Annotated in this window: 19 protein-coding genes and 1 pseudogene; 8 read left to right on the plus strand and 12 right to left on the minus strand. The window is 37.4% G+C overall.

Annotation, left to right across the window (positions count from 1 at the left end; all coding sequences use genetic code 11):
• Positions 1-134: 134 nt before the first annotated feature.
• The 5 genes from phoU to B2R82_RS22970 all read right to left on the minus strand — a co-directional run bounded on the left by phoU (position 135) and on the right by B2R82_RS22970 (position 4,526).
• A complete protein-coding gene (phoU, locus tag B2R82_RS22950; RefSeq protein WP_286927279.1) occupies positions 135-794 on the minus strand; it encodes a phosphate signaling complex protein PhoU in 660 nt (219 codons plus the stop codon).
• A gap of 13 nt (positions 795-807) precedes the next feature.
• Positions 808-1,641 carry a phosphate ABC transporter ATP-binding protein PstB gene (gene pstB / locus B2R82_RS22955; RefSeq protein ID WP_286927280.1) on the minus strand — a complete coding sequence of 278 codons (834 nt, stop codon included), beginning with the start codon at positions 1,639-1,641 and terminating at the stop codon, positions 808-810.
• A gap of 12 nt (positions 1,642-1,653) precedes the next feature.
• Positions 1,654-2,532 (minus strand): phosphate ABC transporter permease PstA, encoded by an 879-nt coding sequence (gene pstA, locus B2R82_RS22960; RefSeq protein WP_054771004.1) that lies wholly within the window; start codon positions 2,530-2,532, stop codon positions 1,654-1,656.
• A 7-nt stretch (positions 2,533-2,539) separates the two neighbouring features.
• Positions 2,540-3,487: a phosphate ABC transporter permease subunit PstC gene (pstC, locus tag B2R82_RS22965; RefSeq protein WP_286927281.1), complete on the minus strand. Its 948-nt coding sequence runs from the start codon at positions 3,485-3,487 to the stop codon at positions 2,540-2,542.
• Positions 3,488-3,551: 64 nt separating this feature from the next.
• Positions 3,552-4,526 (minus strand): PstS family phosphate ABC transporter substrate-binding protein, encoded by a 975-nt coding sequence (locus B2R82_RS22970; protein WP_286927282.1) that lies wholly within the window; start codon positions 4,524-4,526, stop codon positions 3,552-3,554.
• A 229-nt stretch (positions 4,527-4,755) separates the two neighbouring features.
• On the opposite strand from B2R82_RS22970, the gene B2R82_RS22975 reads away from it, so the two are divergent.
• On the plus strand, positions 4,756-4,950 hold the full coding sequence (locus B2R82_RS22975) for a hypothetical protein (RefSeq protein WP_286927283.1): 195 nt from the start codon (positions 4,756-4,758) through the stop codon (positions 4,948-4,950).
• A 120-nt stretch (positions 4,951-5,070) separates the two neighbouring features.
• On the opposite strand, the gene B2R82_RS22980 is transcribed toward B2R82_RS22975, so the two are convergent.
• From B2R82_RS22980 to B2R82_RS22995, 4 genes are all read right to left on the minus strand, one after another.
• The gene (locus B2R82_RS22980) at positions 5,071-7,275 is read right to left on the minus strand and encodes a peptidoglycan D,D-transpeptidase FtsI family protein (RefSeq protein ID WP_286927284.1); all 2,205 of its coding nucleotides are present in this window, start codon (positions 7,273-7,275) and stop codon (positions 5,071-5,073) included.
• Between the two features lie 315 nt (positions 7,276-7,590).
• Entirely contained in the window at positions 7,591-8,196 is a 606-nt protein-coding gene (locus B2R82_RS22985) for a superoxide dismutase (protein WP_283868687.1), read from the minus strand.
• A 176-nt stretch (positions 8,197-8,372) separates the two neighbouring features.
• Positions 8,373-8,852 carry a DUF456 domain-containing protein gene (locus B2R82_RS22990; RefSeq protein ID WP_286927285.1) on the minus strand — a complete coding sequence of 160 codons (480 nt, stop codon included), beginning with the start codon at positions 8,850-8,852 and terminating at the stop codon, positions 8,373-8,375.
• A 69-nt stretch (positions 8,853-8,921) separates the two neighbouring features.
• Positions 8,922-10,553, minus strand: a complete 1,632-nt coding sequence (locus tag B2R82_RS22995; protein ID WP_286927286.1) for a Na/Pi cotransporter family protein — start codon at positions 10,551-10,553, stop codon at positions 8,922-8,924.
• Positions 10,554-10,747: 194 nt separating this feature from the next.
• Here B2R82_RS22995 and B2R82_RS23000 point away from each other — a divergent pair, with 194 nt between their 5' ends.
• The 4 genes from B2R82_RS23000 (at position 10,748) to B2R82_RS23015 (ending at position 13,459) form a co-directional block, all read left to right on the plus strand.
• Complete coding sequence (locus B2R82_RS23000) at positions 10,748-11,266, plus strand: DUF1189 family protein (protein ID WP_286927287.1); 519 nt, start codon at positions 10,748-10,750, stop codon at positions 11,264-11,266.
• 52 nt (positions 11,267-11,318) lie between these two features.
• Positions 11,319-11,663 (plus strand): hypothetical protein, encoded by a 345-nt coding sequence (locus B2R82_RS23005; protein WP_286927288.1) that lies wholly within the window; start codon positions 11,319-11,321, stop codon positions 11,661-11,663.
• Between the two features lie 95 nt (positions 11,664-11,758).
• A complete protein-coding gene (gene ispG, locus B2R82_RS23010; RefSeq protein ID WP_286927289.1) occupies positions 11,759-12,874 on the plus strand; it encodes a flavodoxin-dependent (E)-4-hydroxy-3-methylbut-2-enyl-diphosphate synthase in 1,116 nt (371 codons plus the stop codon).
• 12 nt (positions 12,875-12,886) lie between these two features.
• Entirely contained in the window at positions 12,887-13,459 is a 573-nt protein-coding gene (locus tag B2R82_RS23015) for a 5' nucleotidase, NT5C type (protein WP_286927290.1), read from the plus strand.
• A 281-nt stretch (positions 13,460-13,740) separates the two neighbouring features.
• On the opposite strand, the gene B2R82_RS24140 is transcribed toward B2R82_RS23015, so the two are convergent.
• The 3 genes and pseudogenes from B2R82_RS24140 to B2R82_RS23025 form a co-directional block, all read right to left on the minus strand.
• Positions 13,741-13,875 carry a hypothetical protein gene (locus B2R82_RS24140; protein ID WP_376781180.1) on the minus strand — a complete coding sequence of 45 codons (135 nt, stop codon included), beginning with the start codon at positions 13,873-13,875 and terminating at the stop codon, positions 13,741-13,743.
• Between the two features lie 17 nt (positions 13,876-13,892).
• Positions 13,893-14,012: pseudogene (locus B2R82_RS24145) on the minus strand (methyl-accepting chemotaxis protein); the annotation flags it as partial.
• Between the two features lie 61 nt (positions 14,013-14,073).
• The gene (locus B2R82_RS23025; protein ID WP_283868695.1) at positions 14,074-14,202 is read right to left on the minus strand and encodes a hypothetical protein; all 129 of its coding nucleotides are present in this window, start codon (positions 14,200-14,202) and stop codon (positions 14,074-14,076) included.
• A 447-nt stretch (positions 14,203-14,649) separates the two neighbouring features.
• Between B2R82_RS23025 and B2R82_RS23030 the strand changes: the two genes are divergently transcribed.
• From B2R82_RS23030 to B2R82_RS23040, 3 genes are all read left to right on the plus strand, one after another.
• Positions 14,650-14,877, plus strand: a complete 228-nt coding sequence (locus tag B2R82_RS23030; protein ID WP_286927291.1) for a hypothetical protein — start codon at positions 14,650-14,652, stop codon at positions 14,875-14,877.
• Between the two features lie 247 nt (positions 14,878-15,124).
• Positions 15,125-15,466 (plus strand): MerR family transcriptional regulator, encoded by a 342-nt coding sequence (locus tag B2R82_RS23035; protein ID WP_414674135.1) that lies wholly within the window; start codon positions 15,125-15,127, stop codon positions 15,464-15,466.
• Positions 15,467-15,498: 32 nt separating this feature from the next.
• Entirely contained in the window at positions 15,499-16,827 is a 1,329-nt protein-coding gene (locus B2R82_RS23040) for a hemolysin family protein (RefSeq protein WP_286927292.1), read from the plus strand.
• Positions 16,828-16,867: the final 40 nt, after the last annotated feature.

Here is a 16,867-nt window from a genome sequence, read left to right on the forward strand (position 1 = left end):
TATAGTATAACCAAAATAATTTTTTGACAATACAAATCCACCCAAATATTTGACGCAAAATTGGTAAACAATGTTGCTGCTATCACCTTTATTTGCATAAAAAAAGAAGAGCTTGTTGCTGGCTCTTCTCTTCATTAATTATTTAATTCATAATGTTTACCTTTAACTAAGTAAAATAAATGTTCTGCAATATTTGTGGCATGATCCGCTGAGCGCTCTAAATAGCGGCACACAAAAGTTAAGTGCGTGATTTGAGAAATATGAGCTGGATTTTCAGCCCCTGCACGAAGTAAAAGCGTGATTGTCGCGCCATATAAATCATCGATATAATCATCTAATTCTGCAATTTCTTTTGCATGAACCGTATCTTCCTCAGTAAAGGCTTTAATAACACTCTCCAGCATTTCTACTGTTTTATTGCACATCGTTTGCAAATTCGTAGTAGAAAAAACTAGTGGCTCTTTTCCAATGCGAATTGTCTCTTTGGCGATATTAACCGCATAATCTCCAACTCTTTCCATATCCGAAGCAGCTTTCACTAATACCATCAGACGACGTAAATCGGTAGCTACGGGCTGCTGCTTGGCAATCAGTAAAATGACATGATCATTAATAGTTTCCTCAAGTCGATTAATTACTAAATCATCTTCAAGTATTTTCAGAGATTTCTCTAAATCCTGCTCTATTAATGCCTGAAAAGCTAATTTTAAGGCATTGATACTACTTGTAGCAATCTCGACAAATTGTGCTTGCACTTCTTTTAATTCCTGTTCAAAACGTTCACGTACAACCATTCTTGCCTCCTCCTTAACCGAAACGACCTGATATATAATCTTCAGTACGTTGATCTGCAGGTGTCTGGAAGATAACGTCTGTTTTATCGTATTCAACAACCTCTCCACTTAAGAAAAATGCTGTACGATCAGAAATTCGCGCTGCTTGCTGCATATTATGTGTAACGATGACAATCGAGTAGTCCTTTTTCAGTTCTTGAACAAGTTCCTCCACTTTTAATGTCGAAATAGGGTCAAGTGCAGATGTAGGCTCATCCATTAAAATAACATCTGGTTCAATCGCTAAACAACGAGCAATACAAATACGTTGTTGCTGACCTCCTGACAAACCATATGCATTTTGATTTAAACGGTCCTTTACCTCATCCCAAATAGCCGCACCACGTAATGATTTTTCTACAATTTCATCAAGAATCTTTTTATTTTTAATACCATGGATACGTGGACCATAGGCAATATTATCATAAATGGATTTTGGGAATGGGTTTGGCTTTTGGAAGACCATCCCTACACGAGTACGTAATTCCTCCACTGTATAGCTTTTGTCTAAAATATTACGCTCACGATAGACAATTTCTCCAGATGTGCGAACAATCGGCACTAACTCTACCATTCGATTTAACGTTTTTAAATAGGTAGATTTACCACAACCTGATGGACCAATGATAGCAGTCACTTCATTTTCATAGATGCTTAAATTGACATCTTTTAAGCCATGATGATCTCCATACCATAAGTTTAAATGACGAGTATCATATACTATATTTTTAGCAACATCAGCCGAAAGCTTTGGCGCCGTTTGAATCGATTTGACAACTGATTTTTCCTCTTTAAAATCTAGTACCATAAGGTCACCTCATTAATAACGTTTTTGGAATTTATTTCGAATAAAGATTGCAATAGAGTTCATCAATAAAAGCACTGACATCAAGACTAAAATACCGGCTGCCGCCACATATTGAAATGCCTCTTGAGGACGTTTTGCCCAATCATAAATTTGCATAGGTAAAGCTGTGAATTGACTTAATAAACCATTAGGTAAAAATTGTAAAATTACAGGAATCCCTAAAACAACAAGTGGTGCTGTTTCACCAATAGCTCGAGACAATGCTAAAATACTACCTGTTAGAATTCCTGGAATGGCAGCTGGTAATACGACACGCACAATCGTTTGCCATTTCGTTGCTCCCATCCCATAGGATGCTTCCCGTTGTTCGCTTGGTACTGCACGAATGGCTTCCTGTGCTGCCACAATGATAACAGGTAAAATTAATAAGCTCATTGTTAAACCAGCTGCTAAAACACTTTTACCTAATCCCAACATACGAACAAAAATTGTTAATCCCAATAAACCAAAAACGATGGAAGGTACACCTGCTAAGTTAGAGATATTCATGCGAATAAAGTCATTTAGTTTATTTTTTTTAGCATACTCTTCTAAATAGATTGCCGTTCCAACACCTAAAATAATGGATACGGGTGCAACCACACCCATCAACCAAAGAGAACCAATTAAAGCAGCCTTGATACCAGCTTTATCAGCAAAGCGTGATGCATAATTTTTCAAGAAATCGAAAGTTAAATAATCAATACCTTGTGTGACAATTCGATAAAGTAAAATGGCTAGAGTCACTAAGGCAAATGTAGTTGCTAAAAGGAAAAATACCTTCCAAACTTTATTAAATGTAATACGCTTTGTCATTCGTTTCATGACGACCTTGTCATCAATATAGCGCATGCTCATGCTAGTAAACCTCCCTAAAGCGTTTCGATATATAATGAGCAAGTAAATTCATCACTAATGTAAAGATGAATAATGTGAATCCAACTGAATAGATCGAGTAATAAATCGTTGTACCATAACCAGCATCACCTGTCGCAACTTGTACAATATAAGCTGTCATGGTTTGAATAGAATCGGTCACATCTAAATCAAATTTTGGTGTAGAACCACCTGCAAGCGAAACAATCATCGTTTCACCAATTGCCCGGGAAATAGCTAGTACAACTGAAGCGACTATACCTGATAATGCCGCTGGTAATACAACTTTAATGGCAACCTCAAATTTTGTTGCACCTAGAGCCAAAGCACCTTCACGCATACTATTTGGAACAGAGGACATAGCATCCTCAGAAAGTGATGTAATCATTGGTAAAATCATAATCCCAACTACGATTCCTGGACTCAGTGCATTAAATAGTTTTAACCCAGGAATAATTTGCTGTAGCATTGGTGTGACGAATGTTAATGCAAAGAATCCATAAACGATTGTTGGAACACCTGCTAATACCTCTAAAATAGGCTTTACAGTACGTCTTATTTTTTCACTTGCATATTCACTTAAATAGATAGCTGAAGCAATGCCAAATGGTACTGCAACAATTATGGAAATCAGTGTCACTTTCAATGTACCAGCGATTAAAGGTAAAATCCCAAATAACGGTTCCTTTCCTGAAAAAGGTAGCCACTGTGTACCAAAAAGGAAATCCGTAATCGACACGCGTTTAAAGAATTCGAACGTTTCAAAAATTAGTGTGAAAACAATGCCGAATGTTGTTAATATAGAGATAAGAGCTGCAGAAAATAATAGAGTTGGCATTGCTTTTTCCACTATTTTCTTCGTTTTATGATTGCGCGAATTCGCAATTAATTGCTGCACAGATGTTGTCTTATTTTCTTTTTGAGAAACCATTGGGAACTCCTTTCAAATAAGAGAGGGAAAGAGCATACATCTCTTTCCCTCTATGCATGTCTTCTTATTTTAAGCCTTCTAATGTTTTTAAAGCTTCTGTATATTGTTCTTCAGGAAGACTAACATAGCCAACTGCATTTGCCATATCTCCACCATGTTCAAGCGTAAATTTAATGAAATCATATGCCGCTTCATTGTCTTTCATTGCACTATTTTTCACATAAACAAATAGTGGACGTGACAATGGTGCATATTCACCAGTTTCAATCGTATCATTTGTTGGCTCAATACCATTTACTTTGACAATGTTTAATTTATCTTTATTTTCCAAGTAGTACGCATAGCCAAAGAAACCAATAGCATTTTTATCACCTGCAATACCTTGAACTAGCATGTTATCATCCTCTGATAATGTTGCTGAACTTGCTAGATCTGCTCCATCTAACACTACTTCGTCAAAGTAATCGTACGTACCTGAGTCAGTACCTGGTGAGTAGTACACGATTTTTTCATTTGGCCATGATGGATCAATATCAGACCATTTTTTAGGTGTTCCATCTTCAATCCAAATTTTCTTTAATTGATCTACCGTTAAATCCTTCGCCCAATCATTTTCAGGATTCACGACTACTGAAATACCATCATATGCTAAAGGAAGCTCTGTATAAGCAATTCCTGCTTGTTCCAATTTTGCTTTCTCTTCATCTTTAACATGACGAGATGCGTTAGAAAAGTCTGTCTCACCTGCGATGAATTTTTCAAAACCACCACCTGTACCAGAAACACCTACCGATACTTTGACATCTGGTTGAGTTCCTGCATACTCTTCAACAACTGCTTCAATAATTGGTGCTACTGTTGATGAACCATCCCCAGCTACAGCCCCTTGCAGTTTTTTGTCAGCAGTGTCTTGTTCTGAGCTTGCTGGTGTTTTTGTTTCTGCGTTGTTACCATTTTGCGCAGAGTCACTGCCACATGCACCAAGCATTAAAGCTGAACCCATTACCGCTGTCATCGTTAAGTACTTCCACTTTTTCATCTCATTTGCCTCCGTCATTAACTTTTTTATAGTTGTTTGTCTTACAATCTTTACTATAATGTTTGATTGTTGAATTCGTATAAACAGTTCGTAAAAGAGACGTAAAGGAATGTAATGCTTTGTAAACGATTGTAAAGATGAATTTACAATTACAAATACTTGCTTCCTTATTGAAAGATGCTATAATAAGCAATTGTGTCATGAATTAATAGAAGAGGAGTTTGACTTTGTGATTAAGCATGTAAAAGTACAAAATGCCGATTACTTTAAAACATATCTAACACTCGTAATGGAACATCGAGAATTCTCTTTACAGGAAGCTGTTGATTTTATGGTTGAGTCCTATTTCTGTAATAATATAGAGCTTTACGGAAAAAAACCAAAGCAACAATTTGAATTAGCAATACAACAACTATCTGCGTAGAATTTCATATGCATTATTATATAGAAGAAAACACGGTATGGAGATTTTAATTTCATACCGTGTTTTCTATATCACAACTGACAAAAACCGCTAGGCATTTAAATGCTCTAGCGGTTTCTCTTATTGTTGTTCATCTTCACCAATTTTATCTTTTGTCACAGCTGGTAAAATAGGCTGTGTTACATCACTATCTGTTACTTTTTCAGTTTTATATTTTTCTTTTAATTCATAATATTTATCCAGAGCCTTTCTAGCAATCTCACTATTAGCCGAAAATGGTTGTTGAGGGTTTGTTGATGCCCAAGGAATAACTACAGCGTAGGCAATTTCAGGATTTTCATAAGGGGCAAAACCAACATGTGTATACGTAAGTGTATATGTACCCCAATTTTCTCGCAAATCCCCATAATATATTACCTCTGCAGTTCCTGTTTTCCCTGCCGCTGTATATGGTGCATTTGCAAAGTGTCTTTTAGCTGTACCATGTGCACCTGTATAGACACGACGAAGCCCTTGTTTTACATAGTTAATTTCATCTGATGAATTATCAATACGATTTAAAATCGTTGGTCCAACCTCTGTTACTAATTGACCAAGCTCCTGTCCATCTTCTGATGGCTGACGCACTTCTTTCACTATATGCGGCTGAATTCGATAGCCACCATTTGCAACGGTTGAAATATATTGTGCTAATTGTAAAGGTGTATACGTATCGTACTGTCCGATTGCTAAGTCAAGTAACTTCCCTCCATAGGTTGGACCAGAAGGACCTTGAACACCGCTAAATTCATTTGGTAAATCAATCCCTGTTTTTACGCCTAACCCGAACTGTGCATAGGAATTACGCATTTTTGAGAAAGTATCGTCCTTTAAACGTAGAGGCATTTTATAACTATAAGGTGTTTTATTAATGAGTAGAGCTGTTTTAAACATAAATACGTTAGAAGATTGCTCTAAGGCCCTTAAACCATCCATCTGGATATAGCCAGATGGATTAAAAATAGATTTTTTCGCCTTAGTACCCAATAAGGTGATTGGTTCGTCGCCTAATACAGTCCGTGTTGTAATTGCTCCTAAATTGTACCCCGTTAGTAATGTTGCTGCCTTAACTGCAGAACCTGCCTCATAAGCTGTTGTAAAGTTACCATATGAATAATCAACGACTACATTTTTTCCTGTCTCTGAATCTTTTTCAATCTTCTTACCAACCATTGATAATATGTCTCCAGTATTTGGATCCATCATAACTAAAAATGCACGATCTAATAATTTTGAACCGGAACGTGCTTTTAAATTAAGTAATTCTTCTTCGACAATTTTCTCTGTTGCAGCAGTTAATTCACTATCTAATGATAAGACCAAATCTTTACCAGGCTCACCTTCATAGGTTGTCACGGTATCGACTACCTGCCCTTTTCTATTCGTAATATTTTTAACAACTGCTTTTTGCCCTTGTAGTAAATCTTCATATTGTGCTTCAATATAACTTTCACCAACGCGGTCATTACGTGAATAATCACGAGCTAAATAGTAATTCAGCTTTTCCTTTGGAATCCCTTTCGCCGGGACAGTTGTTCGCCCTAAAATAGAAAGAGATGATAATTTCACACGCTTCCAATCTGTTGTTGTGTTGACGCCTGGCATCTCTGTTAAGCGTTCTGATACACGTGCAAATTCATCTGCTGATACATTTTCACTTTTAATAATTTGAGGTGATAAATTATAGCCAGAAGCCATCTCTCGATAGATTGCTAGTATTTCTAAATCTGCCTCTGTCAATTGTAAAAGCTCTTCATTTGTAATACGTTCCCGCACAAGTTTATCAATCTCTGCGTTGATTTGGCTTGTTGTAATATCTTTTTTTTGTCGAATTTTGTCTTCTTCAGCCTTTGTCACTTTTTTATAGGCAGCATCATGGTTTTTAAGTATCCAAAAATCCTGCTTATCGCGCAATGTCACACGATTTGTAGGCTGTTCAATTAATTGTGCTAGCTTTTCAGCGATTTTTAGCATTTCCTCTGTTTTCGTTGTTTGCATTTTCGTATAGGTAATAGCATTTTCAGGGTGATTATCGACTAAAATACGCCCGTAACGATCATACATGCGGCCCCTTGGTACACTTGTATTAACAGGGACTTCCTCTGTACTCTCTAAAAATTTTACATACTCTTCCCCTTTCACGATTTGCATATAACCGAGTCTAAAAATTAACATTGAAAATACGATAAATATAGCAAAGAAAAGGACATTCATACGAAATGTTAAATTAGAATGATGTTTTGCTTTAACACTCGCCGCGCGATTTTTCCTTGGTGCTTTGCGCAATATGTATTCCCCTCCTTATCTTAATACAGTTTAAATACACGACATCTAGTATACCATTCGAAGGTACGACAGGAAAGCATGCACTTGATATTTCATGTTTGAAAACATCATTTATTTGACGGCATATTGAAGTGAAAGGTTGCTATTCCCAATCAATCATTTAAAGTTTTTCGATTCTATCCATTACTTGGGCTTTTCTATCCATATCATTGTCAGTTCAATCCATCACTTTTGCATCTCTATCCACCAAAACCATCAAAAAAGGCTATGTCATGGTGAGAATCACCGTTGACATAGCCTTTTATTACTCAATCATTATTTTGCAGCTTGGAATTTTGCTTCCACTACATCCCAGTTCACTACGTTCCAGAATGCACTGATGTAATCTGGACGACGGTTTTGGTAGTTAAGGTAGTAAGCATGCTCCCAAACGTCTAAGCCTAGGATTGGTGTTTTACCTTCCATAACTGGAGAGTCTTGGTTTGGAGTTGATGTAACAGCAACTGAGTCACCATCAACGATTAACCATGCCCAACCTGAACCAAAGCGAGTTGTAGCAGCTTTTGCAAATTCTTCTTTGAATGCATCGAAAGAACCAAATTTAGCGTCAATCGCTTTTGCAACTTCACCAACTGGAGTGTTTGAACCGCCTGGAGCGATTACTTCCCAGAATAATGTATGGTTAGCATGTCCACCACCATTGTTACGTACAGCAGTTTGTTTGTCAGCTGGAAGCGCATCAAGGTTTGCGATTAGATCGTTAATATCTTTCTCTGCAAATTCAGTGCCTTCAACAGCAGCATTTAAATTTGTTACATACGTATTGTGATGTTTAGAATGGTGAATCTCCATTGTTTTTGCATCGATATGTGGTTCTAATGCGTCATAAGCGTAAGTTAATTGTGGTAATTCATAAGCCATTGTTAAGTTCCTCCCTAAAATAAAGAAATAATTAGTACATTCATAGATTATCAAAATTGGTCAAACCATTCAATGAAAAATACTTCAATTTGAAGATTTCAGCCTTTTGACTGAAAACCAATACGTTTACTATCCTACCCTTTTTTTCATATAACTAAACACATAACATGAAAAAGTCAGATAGCGATAAAGAACACAATAATCATAACAATTTGGATAACCGCTTTTGCTACCGTCGAAGTTAAAAAACCTACAAGCGAACCAACACCACTTTTAACGGCCTCACCGAATGGGCGACGCTCCACAAGTAACTCAGCAATTACTGCTCCTAAAAATGGTCCTATTAGTATTCCTGCAACAGGTATAACGAACGGTCCAATTAATAAACCAATGGTACTACCCCACATCCCTGCATTTGTACCACCGAACTTTTTAATACCAAAGGCGTTTGCTACTGTATCTGCACCAAATAACAGCACAACAAATAAAATCTCAATTGCCCAGAACAACCAATTTAAATCGGTAAATGAGAAAAATAATCCATAGACTATAAAGCCGCCAAGTAAAAAAATAACCCCTGGAATGATGGGGTACACCAAACCAATAAATGAAATGATAAAGCAGGCAATCACTAATATCCAGCCAACAATTTCCACCTAAATTCGCTCCTTTTGCTGTGTGCATTGCCTATCATACGTACAAGCAAAACCAAAAGTTTCAATTTCTTAATGTCGAATCCCTAAAATAGAATCGGCTATATTTACGGCATGGTCACCGATACGCTCTAAGTTGCTCACAATATCAGTATAAACAATCCCTGCGGCACCACTACACTCATTTGCATTTAAGCGTGCAATATGCTTTTGTCGTAGCTTATCCTCCATATCATCAATCAGACTTTCCAGCTCCGTTACTTCCTGTGCTAAGCTTAAACTTGCAGTATCCAGGGCCTCTATGCTCTTGCGTACCGCTTCAATTGCCAGGCTAAACATGCCAATCAAATCTTGGCGTGCTGACTTACTTAAGCTTACCTCATGGTGATCCTTATATTGTAAAAGCTCTAAAATATTTTCAAAATGATCCCCAATGCGTTCAATGTCGCGTACATTTGTTAGCAATGTGTGGTGTCTTACAGAGTCTGCACGAGAAAGTGGTTGCTTAGACACCATCACTAAATAATTTGTGATTTCCTTGTCTAAATGATTTAGTCCTGCCTCTAGCTGCAAAACAGTTGGAATATGGACAGCTTCACCTGTTTTCATATATAAGAATGTTTCTTCCAAACCACGTAGTGCATGCTCACCCATTCGCAGCACTTCTTCCTTTGCTTGCCCAAGTGCAATTGCTGGAGACGAATCAATAAAGGACGGATCTAAATGCTTCGTTGTTACATCGAAATTTTCGTCGCGTCCAGGCAATAGCTTTGTCACAAGCACCGCCAAGCCACCAATAAATGGTACCTGAATAATCATGTTAATTACATTAAAGGAGCCATGTGCAATGGCAATTTGCATCCTCGGCTCTAGATGGAAGAGCTCACTAATCCATTGAACAAACTGCATAAAGGGTGTAAAAAAGATCATGAAAATAACAGTGCCGATAACGTTAAACAGCACATGCGCCGCAGCTGCACGCTTCGCATAAATAGAAGCTCCTAGCGACGCTAAAACAGCTGTAATCGTTGTCCCAATATTTTCGCCAAATAAAATAGGTAATGCACTTTCCAAGCCAATAAGATGCTCAGCATATAAGCCCTGTAGCACACCCACAGTTGCTGTTGAGCTTTGCACAAGTAATGTAAACACTGTCCCTAAAAAGATGCCAATAACGGGCTGATCTCTTAGATGCAGCGTTAATGATGCAAAATCAGCCAATTGATGAATGGCCTGCATACTTGCGCTCATTAATTCCAAGCCTAAAAATAATCCCCCAAAACCAAATACGATTTGCCCTATATGCTGGTAAGTTGCTTTCTTAAAGAAAAATAATAATCCAGCACCTAATGCCAACAGTGGATAAAAATAAAAACCAATATTAATGCCAATAATAAATGCCGTGATCGTCGTGCCGATATTAGCACCCATAATAACACCAATTGCTTGACGTAATGTTAAAAACCCTGCACTGACAAGCCCGACCGTAATAACTGTTGTTGCAGAGCTTGATTGAATACAAATCGTCACAATTATGCCTACGAGCACACCCATTAATGGATTGGTTGTAAATCGATTCAACCATTCCCGCAGTCGATCATCTGCTGATTTTTGGAGTCCGTCCCCCATAAATTTAATAGAAAATAGGAATACCCCTAACCCACCTAAAAATTGAAACAGTATGTTTTGCCAATCTATCGTCAATTGTATTCGCTCCAATTCTTACATCTCTACTACTCTATTCCTAATCTTTAAATGATAGTGTAGAAAAAGTAAAGAAAACCTTTAACTTCTTTACACAATGTTAACATTTTACCATTCTATTCTCAGCTATTACTACTTATCTCGTATCTTGTCAAAGTTGAACATGATAGAATAGCGATTGGAGGAGATATGCTATGAACCACTCACAACTATTTATTGACAGCTTAATTCATCCTAAAAAACTAGCTGCCTACCGTTTATTACCTATCGGAAAAGTCATTCAATATACCTTTCTACTCATAACAATCGTGACGGTTTTCTCGTTTGGTCGCTTTACAGCTGGTATGTCTGTAAATACCTTTGATATGACAAGTATAAACGGGTTAACTGAATATATAGAGGGCATTAAATGGCTATTGTACCCTGTAACATTCATCATGCTTTTCGTTTTTACAACCATGCTTATTTTTGGGCAAATTGCACTCTATGCCTTAGCAGGTCTATTTATCTTAAAAGTGATGAAGCGTCGAGGGGAATACCGTCATATTTGGCGAACAACAACATTTGCCATGACCTGGGCTATTCTTATCAGCATGCTATCAGATTATCTACCGATTAACAGCACAATTATCTCTATTTTTTCCTTACTTTTAACTGTTACTCTATTAACTATTGCCTTTACAAAATATCCAAAACAACCAATTTCAAAATAATGTGCATGATTCCCCCCTCTTCTAAATATAGTGTAGAAAAGGAGGGGGTTTTTTGCGTCCATTCGTGTTAACAGCCATTATTATTATTATTGCTTTTGTTGTAAAAGTAGATTTAACGGAGGGATCTTTACAATTCTCTGCATTTTCCTTGAAAAATTCTGATAATGCTCTTTGTGAGAAACAACGAGAACCAAATTATATTACTGTACAAACTATTCAAGGCGATACGATTCACAGCCTCTTTGCACTTCATCCTGCAAAAGTACCCATGACCTTTCCTGAACGCTTGGAGTTATTTTATCAATTGAATCCACATTTACAATTACAGGCACTTATTCCTGGTGAAAATATAAAGCTTCCATTATCATTTGAATTTGAAAACAAATGTGGAAAATGAAATGTTAACGTTTCTTCCTTGTCCTTATTTTCTTACACTGCTAAAATAAATGTCAGTGACGGCTGATAGTATGGCCCGAAAAGGAGAGAAAGTTAATGAGTGAAATTTGTCACCGTTCAAATACACGTCCCGTACGTGTCGGTAACTTAACAATTGGTGGTAGTAATGAATTATTCATTCAAAGTATGTGTACAACAAAAACACATGATGTTGAAGCAACAGTAGCAGAAATACTTCGTCTAGAGGAAGCAGGCTGTCAAATTGTTCGTGTGGCAGTACCAGACGAGCGAGCAGCGGATGCCATTGCAGAAATAAAAAAACGTATCCATATTCCTCTTGTAGCTGATATTCACTTTGATTATAAATTAGCTTTAAAGGCAATTGAAAATGGCATTGATAAAGTACGTATTAATCCAGGTAATATTGGTCGTAAGGAAAAGGTAGAGGCGGTTGTCAATGCAGCTAAAGCAAAAGGAATCCCGATTCGTATCGGTGTTAACGCTGGTTCCTTAGAGCGTCATATTTTAGAAAAATACGGTTATCCGACTGCAGACGGTATGGTTGAATCTGCCCTACATCATATTAAAATATTGGAAGACTTGGATTTCCACGATATTATCGTGTCCATGAAGGCATCAGATGTAAATCTTGCAATTGAAGCTTATGAAAAAGCAGCGAAAGCCTTTAATTACCCCCTTCACTTAGGGATTACAGAATCAGGTACACTGTTTGCTGGAACTGTAAAATCAGCAGCAGGTCTAGGAGCTATACTCTCAAAAGGCATCGGCAACACGCTTCGTATTTCATTATCTGCTGATCCAGTTGAAGAGATAAAAGTCGCACGTGAGCTTTTAAAATCATTCGGCTTGGCGTCAAATATGGCAACGCTTATTTCCTGCCCAACATGTGGTCGAATCGAAATAGATTTAATTTCCATTGCTAATGAAGTAGAAGAGTATATTTCTAAATTAAATGTACCCCTAAAAGTAGCAGTGCTTGGCTGCGCAGTAAACGGTCCTGGTGAAGCGCGTGAAGCAGACATTGGTATTGCAGGGGCACGTGGTGAAGGTTTACTATTTATGAAGGGCAAAACTGTTCGAAAAGTCCCTGAAGAAACGATGGTAGAAGAGCTGAAAAAAGAAATTGATAAATTAGCTGCAGAAATGGAAGAAAAGCGAGCAGCTGAAGAAGCAGCAAACGCAAACGCCTAGGGAGGTGCTAGCATGAAAAAACCTCGCTTTGGTATTGATATTGACGGAACAGTGACATGTCCCAGTACTCTCATTCCACATATAAATAAACAATACAATGTAAACATTACACTTGATGATGTCTGTGAATATGATTTTTTATCCGCATTTCCACATCCTATTGATCGAGGTGTATTTAATACATGGTTTAAGGAAAATGAGCCTTATATGTATGAGGTATCTGAAGCGGCGAAAGATGCAAAGAGTATTTTAAGTGCTTGGCAAAACGATTTTGAGCTCTACTATATCTCGGCTCGTGGTGAAAATCTTGTAGATATTACTGTTAATTGGTTTAAAACACAAGCTATTCCGTATGATCATATCGAGCTTCTGGGCAGCCATGATAAACTATCAGCAGCAAAAAAACATGCTGTAGATGCGTTCTTTGAGGATAAGCACGATAATGCTGTTATGCTAGCAGAGGAACTAAAAATACCCGTAGTGTTATTTGACACACCTTATAACCGTCTTGCTGTTCCTGACAATGTTGTGCGGGTCAATGACTGGCAAGAAGCTAATCAATTTATTACGCAATTTTTTAAATAAACAAGAGAGCTGTTCGTAAGGTCGAATGAAAACTTGACCTTGCCAACAGCTCTCCCTTTTTTTAATATTGAAATTTAGCCAATGCTATATGCAACGAGTCAGCCATAGTTGCCAATTGCTGGGCCCTGCTATTTGATGTCATGTATTGTTCCATTGTTGCCATAGCTCCTCTGTCCCGCGGAGGATTGCTGGCTCACGGCTATCACATTATCGATTTGTGTGAATCCACAATATGCTGTAAAAATTGCATCCAGTGACTGTTTATTGATATCGATACTATGTTAGTTCACAGCTAGTACAACGCCTTGCATTGCATCACTTGCCTTTGCCGCTTCCCAAACAACCATTTCGATAATCGTGGCAATTTGGCTTGTTGATTTGGCGGATACTGCGAGCTTGCGTACTTCCTCTGCCACAATAGAAAACCCTTGCCATGCTCACCTGCACGTGCCGCTTCGATTGCTTCATTGAACGCCAGTAAATCTGTTTGGCCAAAAATCATATGAATGACCTGAAAAAATCGATTAATTTCTATCGATTGACCACTAAGCAATTGTACAATCGTAGCTGTTAGTGTGCAAGCTCACCAATTTCAATTAAAAGGGGGTAGCTCACTATACTTCAAGTATTCCACGTAACCAACGCTCAACAAAATTTTCAAAGGTAATCCCATAATTTTCATAGACAGCGTGATAGACAAAATATGTTCCTAATCGGTCCAGTAATTCATCATTAATCTTCATCCCAAATCGCTCCCTTTCATTTCTGAGTTTACTAAATTTTCAGATACTAAAAATTCCAATTGCTTGAACATTCAAGTGGAGGTCGTATCGTTGCAAAACCGTCACAATCTGCCGCCTTCATGCCCTTTCTTCGTATTTTTCTTTTCGATAATATAGTAGTAACAACTTACAAAACTGGGGGGACTNNGGCTAACAAAGTTAGCATGTGTAGCATGTTTAGGTGCATTACTAGTCGGCTGTGGGGAACGACTGTCTGAAATTAAAGGTGCAGTTTCAGGCATTAATTCTGCAGCTGATTCCGCAGCGAGTGCCGTTGGTCGTGATGTACATGCTATACGTGCCATTACCATTAACTATAAAAACACAACTTTTACGGTTAATGACCTATTTAAATCTATTTTACGTGACATACGCTGGGATTATGACCCTGACAAAAAAGAGCTTCATGTGAGAGGGACATGGCAAGCACCACTATTTTCTGAACAAACATGGGATGAAGCTATGAAAAAACAGCTCGCAGAAACAGGCGTGGTAAACGTTACATGTATGATAAAGGATGACCAAATCATTGGCTCACACACAGTGGTAACATTAGTTTTTAATGATGAAACAATTTTAGAAATGACTGGTGAAGAGGCTTTAGATTATCTTTACGATACATATTTAAAAAAATAACGTATAACTTTGATCAGTGGGCACACCTCCCACTGGTTTTTTTGTCTATATCTTGAAGTAGTTACATGCATTAAATATCTACCAAAAAAATCTTACAATTTCGAAATATTGAATTCTTTCATTTGATTGTATAAAACCATCACGTTATAATCAAAGTATCACGTGATGGTTTGGAGGTGTTTGCATTGGGACAGAGAAATTAAGAATTGGTGAGCTGGCAGAAAAAACAGGCATTACAAAAAGAACAATTGATTATTACACGAATATCGGCTTATTAGAAGCTGAACGCTCTGCCTCAAATTATCGCTATTATGCCCCTGCTATGATTGAAAGACTTCATTTTATTGAGCAGCGCAAACAGGAGGGTTTATCCCTTGTAGAAATTCAGCATGAATTAAACATCACACCCTATGAAGAAATCGATGTACAAATACTTCGTTTAAAAATGCAAGACTTAGAGCACGATGTAACTTCTCTTCTTGCGCAAATGAACAAACAAGACACTAAACATATTGAAAAAGTTAAAAAAAATGTTTCACCCGAAAGTATTGCACTTATGCAATCTTTGCTTTTACTTATTCATAATTAGGAGGTGACGTTCTGTTTATACAGAACGACTATTTGGAGACCATACTTAACTTATCGATTTTTACCATTTTACTAGCTTTAACTGGCTTTTTCGTGGCAACTGAATTTGCCATCGTAAAAGTCCGTTCCTCTAGACTGGACCAATTAATTGGGGAGGGCAATAAAAAAGCTATTTCTGCTAAGCATGTTGTTAATCATTTAGATGAATACTTATCTGCCTGTCAGCTTGGTATAACTGTAACTGCACTTGGTATCGGGATGGTCGGTGAGAAAACCTTTGAATTTATGCTGCATCCACTTTTCGAGATGGTCGGTATTTCAGATAAATATATGACGGTTTTCACAATTGGCAGTGCTTTCGCGATTGCTACATTTTTACATGTAGTTGTTGGCGAACTAGCCCCTAAAACTGCTGCTATTCAAAAGGCTGAAACGATTACATTGTTGTTTGCCAAGCCTATTATGCTGTTCTATAAGATAATGTATCCATTTATTTGGTTCTTGAATGGTTCTGCACGTATCCTAGTTGGCCTTTTTGGCATGAAGCCTGCTTCTGAGCATGAATTATCACATACTGAGGAAGAATTACGATTGCTGCTATCGGAGAGCTTTAAAAGTGGTGAAATCAATAAAACTGAGCTTAAATTTGTGAATAATGTGTTTGAGTTTGACGAGCGTATTGCTCGTGAAATTATGGTACCTCGCACAGAAATTGCTGGTATTGAGAAGAATGAATCTTTTACAAATATTATCCATTTTATAGCTACTGAAAAATATACGAGATATCCTGTTTATGATGGAGATCGTGATAATATTTTAGGCTTTATTAATGCTAAGGAATTATTTACCTATGGATTGCTTGAACAGCTAACGGATGAATCTCTCGTACTAGAGCAATTTATCAATCCAGTAATTCGGGTGATTGAAACGATTCCAATTCAAAAATTATTGGTACGCATGCAGAAGGAGCGTATTCATATGGCCATTTTAATGGATGAATATGGTGGTACATCAGGTCTTGTTACAGTAGAGGATATTTTAGAAGAAATTGTTGGTGAAATTCGTGATGAATTTGACGATGATGAAATTGCAGAGATTCGAAAATTAAATGACAATCATTACATTTTAAATGCAAAAATGCTTGTTGAAGATGTAGAAAATTTATTGAATATAACCCTCGAAGCAGAAGAAGTAGAAACGCTCGGTGGATGGTTCCTAACAGTTAATAATGGTATTAAAGCAACAAAAAACATTGAACTAGCCCCATATGTATTTAGTATCTACGAGCAGCAAGGGCATCAAATACATTACATTGAGGTGCGCCCTCTTCGAAAGGCATTGCCCTCTATTGTTCAAGCTTAATCACTGAGTTATGGTTTTTTGATTATATCTTTTTTAGCTT

The sequence above is a fragment of the Lysinibacillus sp. UBA6686 genome (assembly GCF_002455205.1).
Classification (GTDB): Bacteria; Bacillota; Bacilli; order Bacillales_A; family Planococcaceae; genus Lysinibacillus; species Lysinibacillus pakistanensis.

Bases quoted from the DNA above. Each gene is read 5' to 3' on its own strand.
- pstB (WP_286927280.1), bottom strand. From the start codon at position 1,641: ATGGTACTAGATTTTAAAGAGGAAAAATCAGTTGTCAAATCGATTCAA.
- pstC (WP_286927281.1), bottom strand. From the start codon at position 3,487: ATGGTTTCTCAAAAAGAAAATAAGACAACATCTGTGCAGCAATTAATT.
- B2R82_RS23025 (WP_283868695.1), bottom strand. From the start codon at position 14,202: ATGAAGATTAATGATGAATTACTGGACCGATTAGGAACATATTTTGTC.
- pstA (WP_054771004.1), bottom strand. From the start codon at position 2,532: ATGCGCTATATTGATGACAAGGTCGTCATGAAACGAATGACAAAGCGT.
- B2R82_RS22985 (WP_283868687.1), bottom strand. From the start codon at position 8,196: ATGGCTTATGAATTACCACAATTAACTTACGCTTATGACGCATTAGAA.
- ispG (WP_286927289.1), top strand. From the start codon at position 11,759: ATGAGTGAAATTTGTCACCGTTCAAATACACGTCCCGTACGTGTCGGT.
- B2R82_RS22970 (WP_286927282.1), bottom strand. From the start codon at position 4,526: ATGAAAAAGTGGAAGTACTTAACGATGACAGCGGTAATGGGTTCAGCT.
- phoU (WP_286927279.1), bottom strand. From the start codon at position 794: ATGGTTGTACGTGAACGTTTTGAACAGGAATTAAAAGAAGTGCAAGCA.
- B2R82_RS23000 (WP_286927287.1), top strand. From the start codon at position 10,748: ATGAACCACTCACAACTATTTATTGACAGCTTAATTCATCCTAAAAAA.
- B2R82_RS23015 (WP_286927290.1), top strand. From the start codon at position 12,887: ATGAAAAAACCTCGCTTTGGTATTGATATTGACGGAACAGTGACATGT.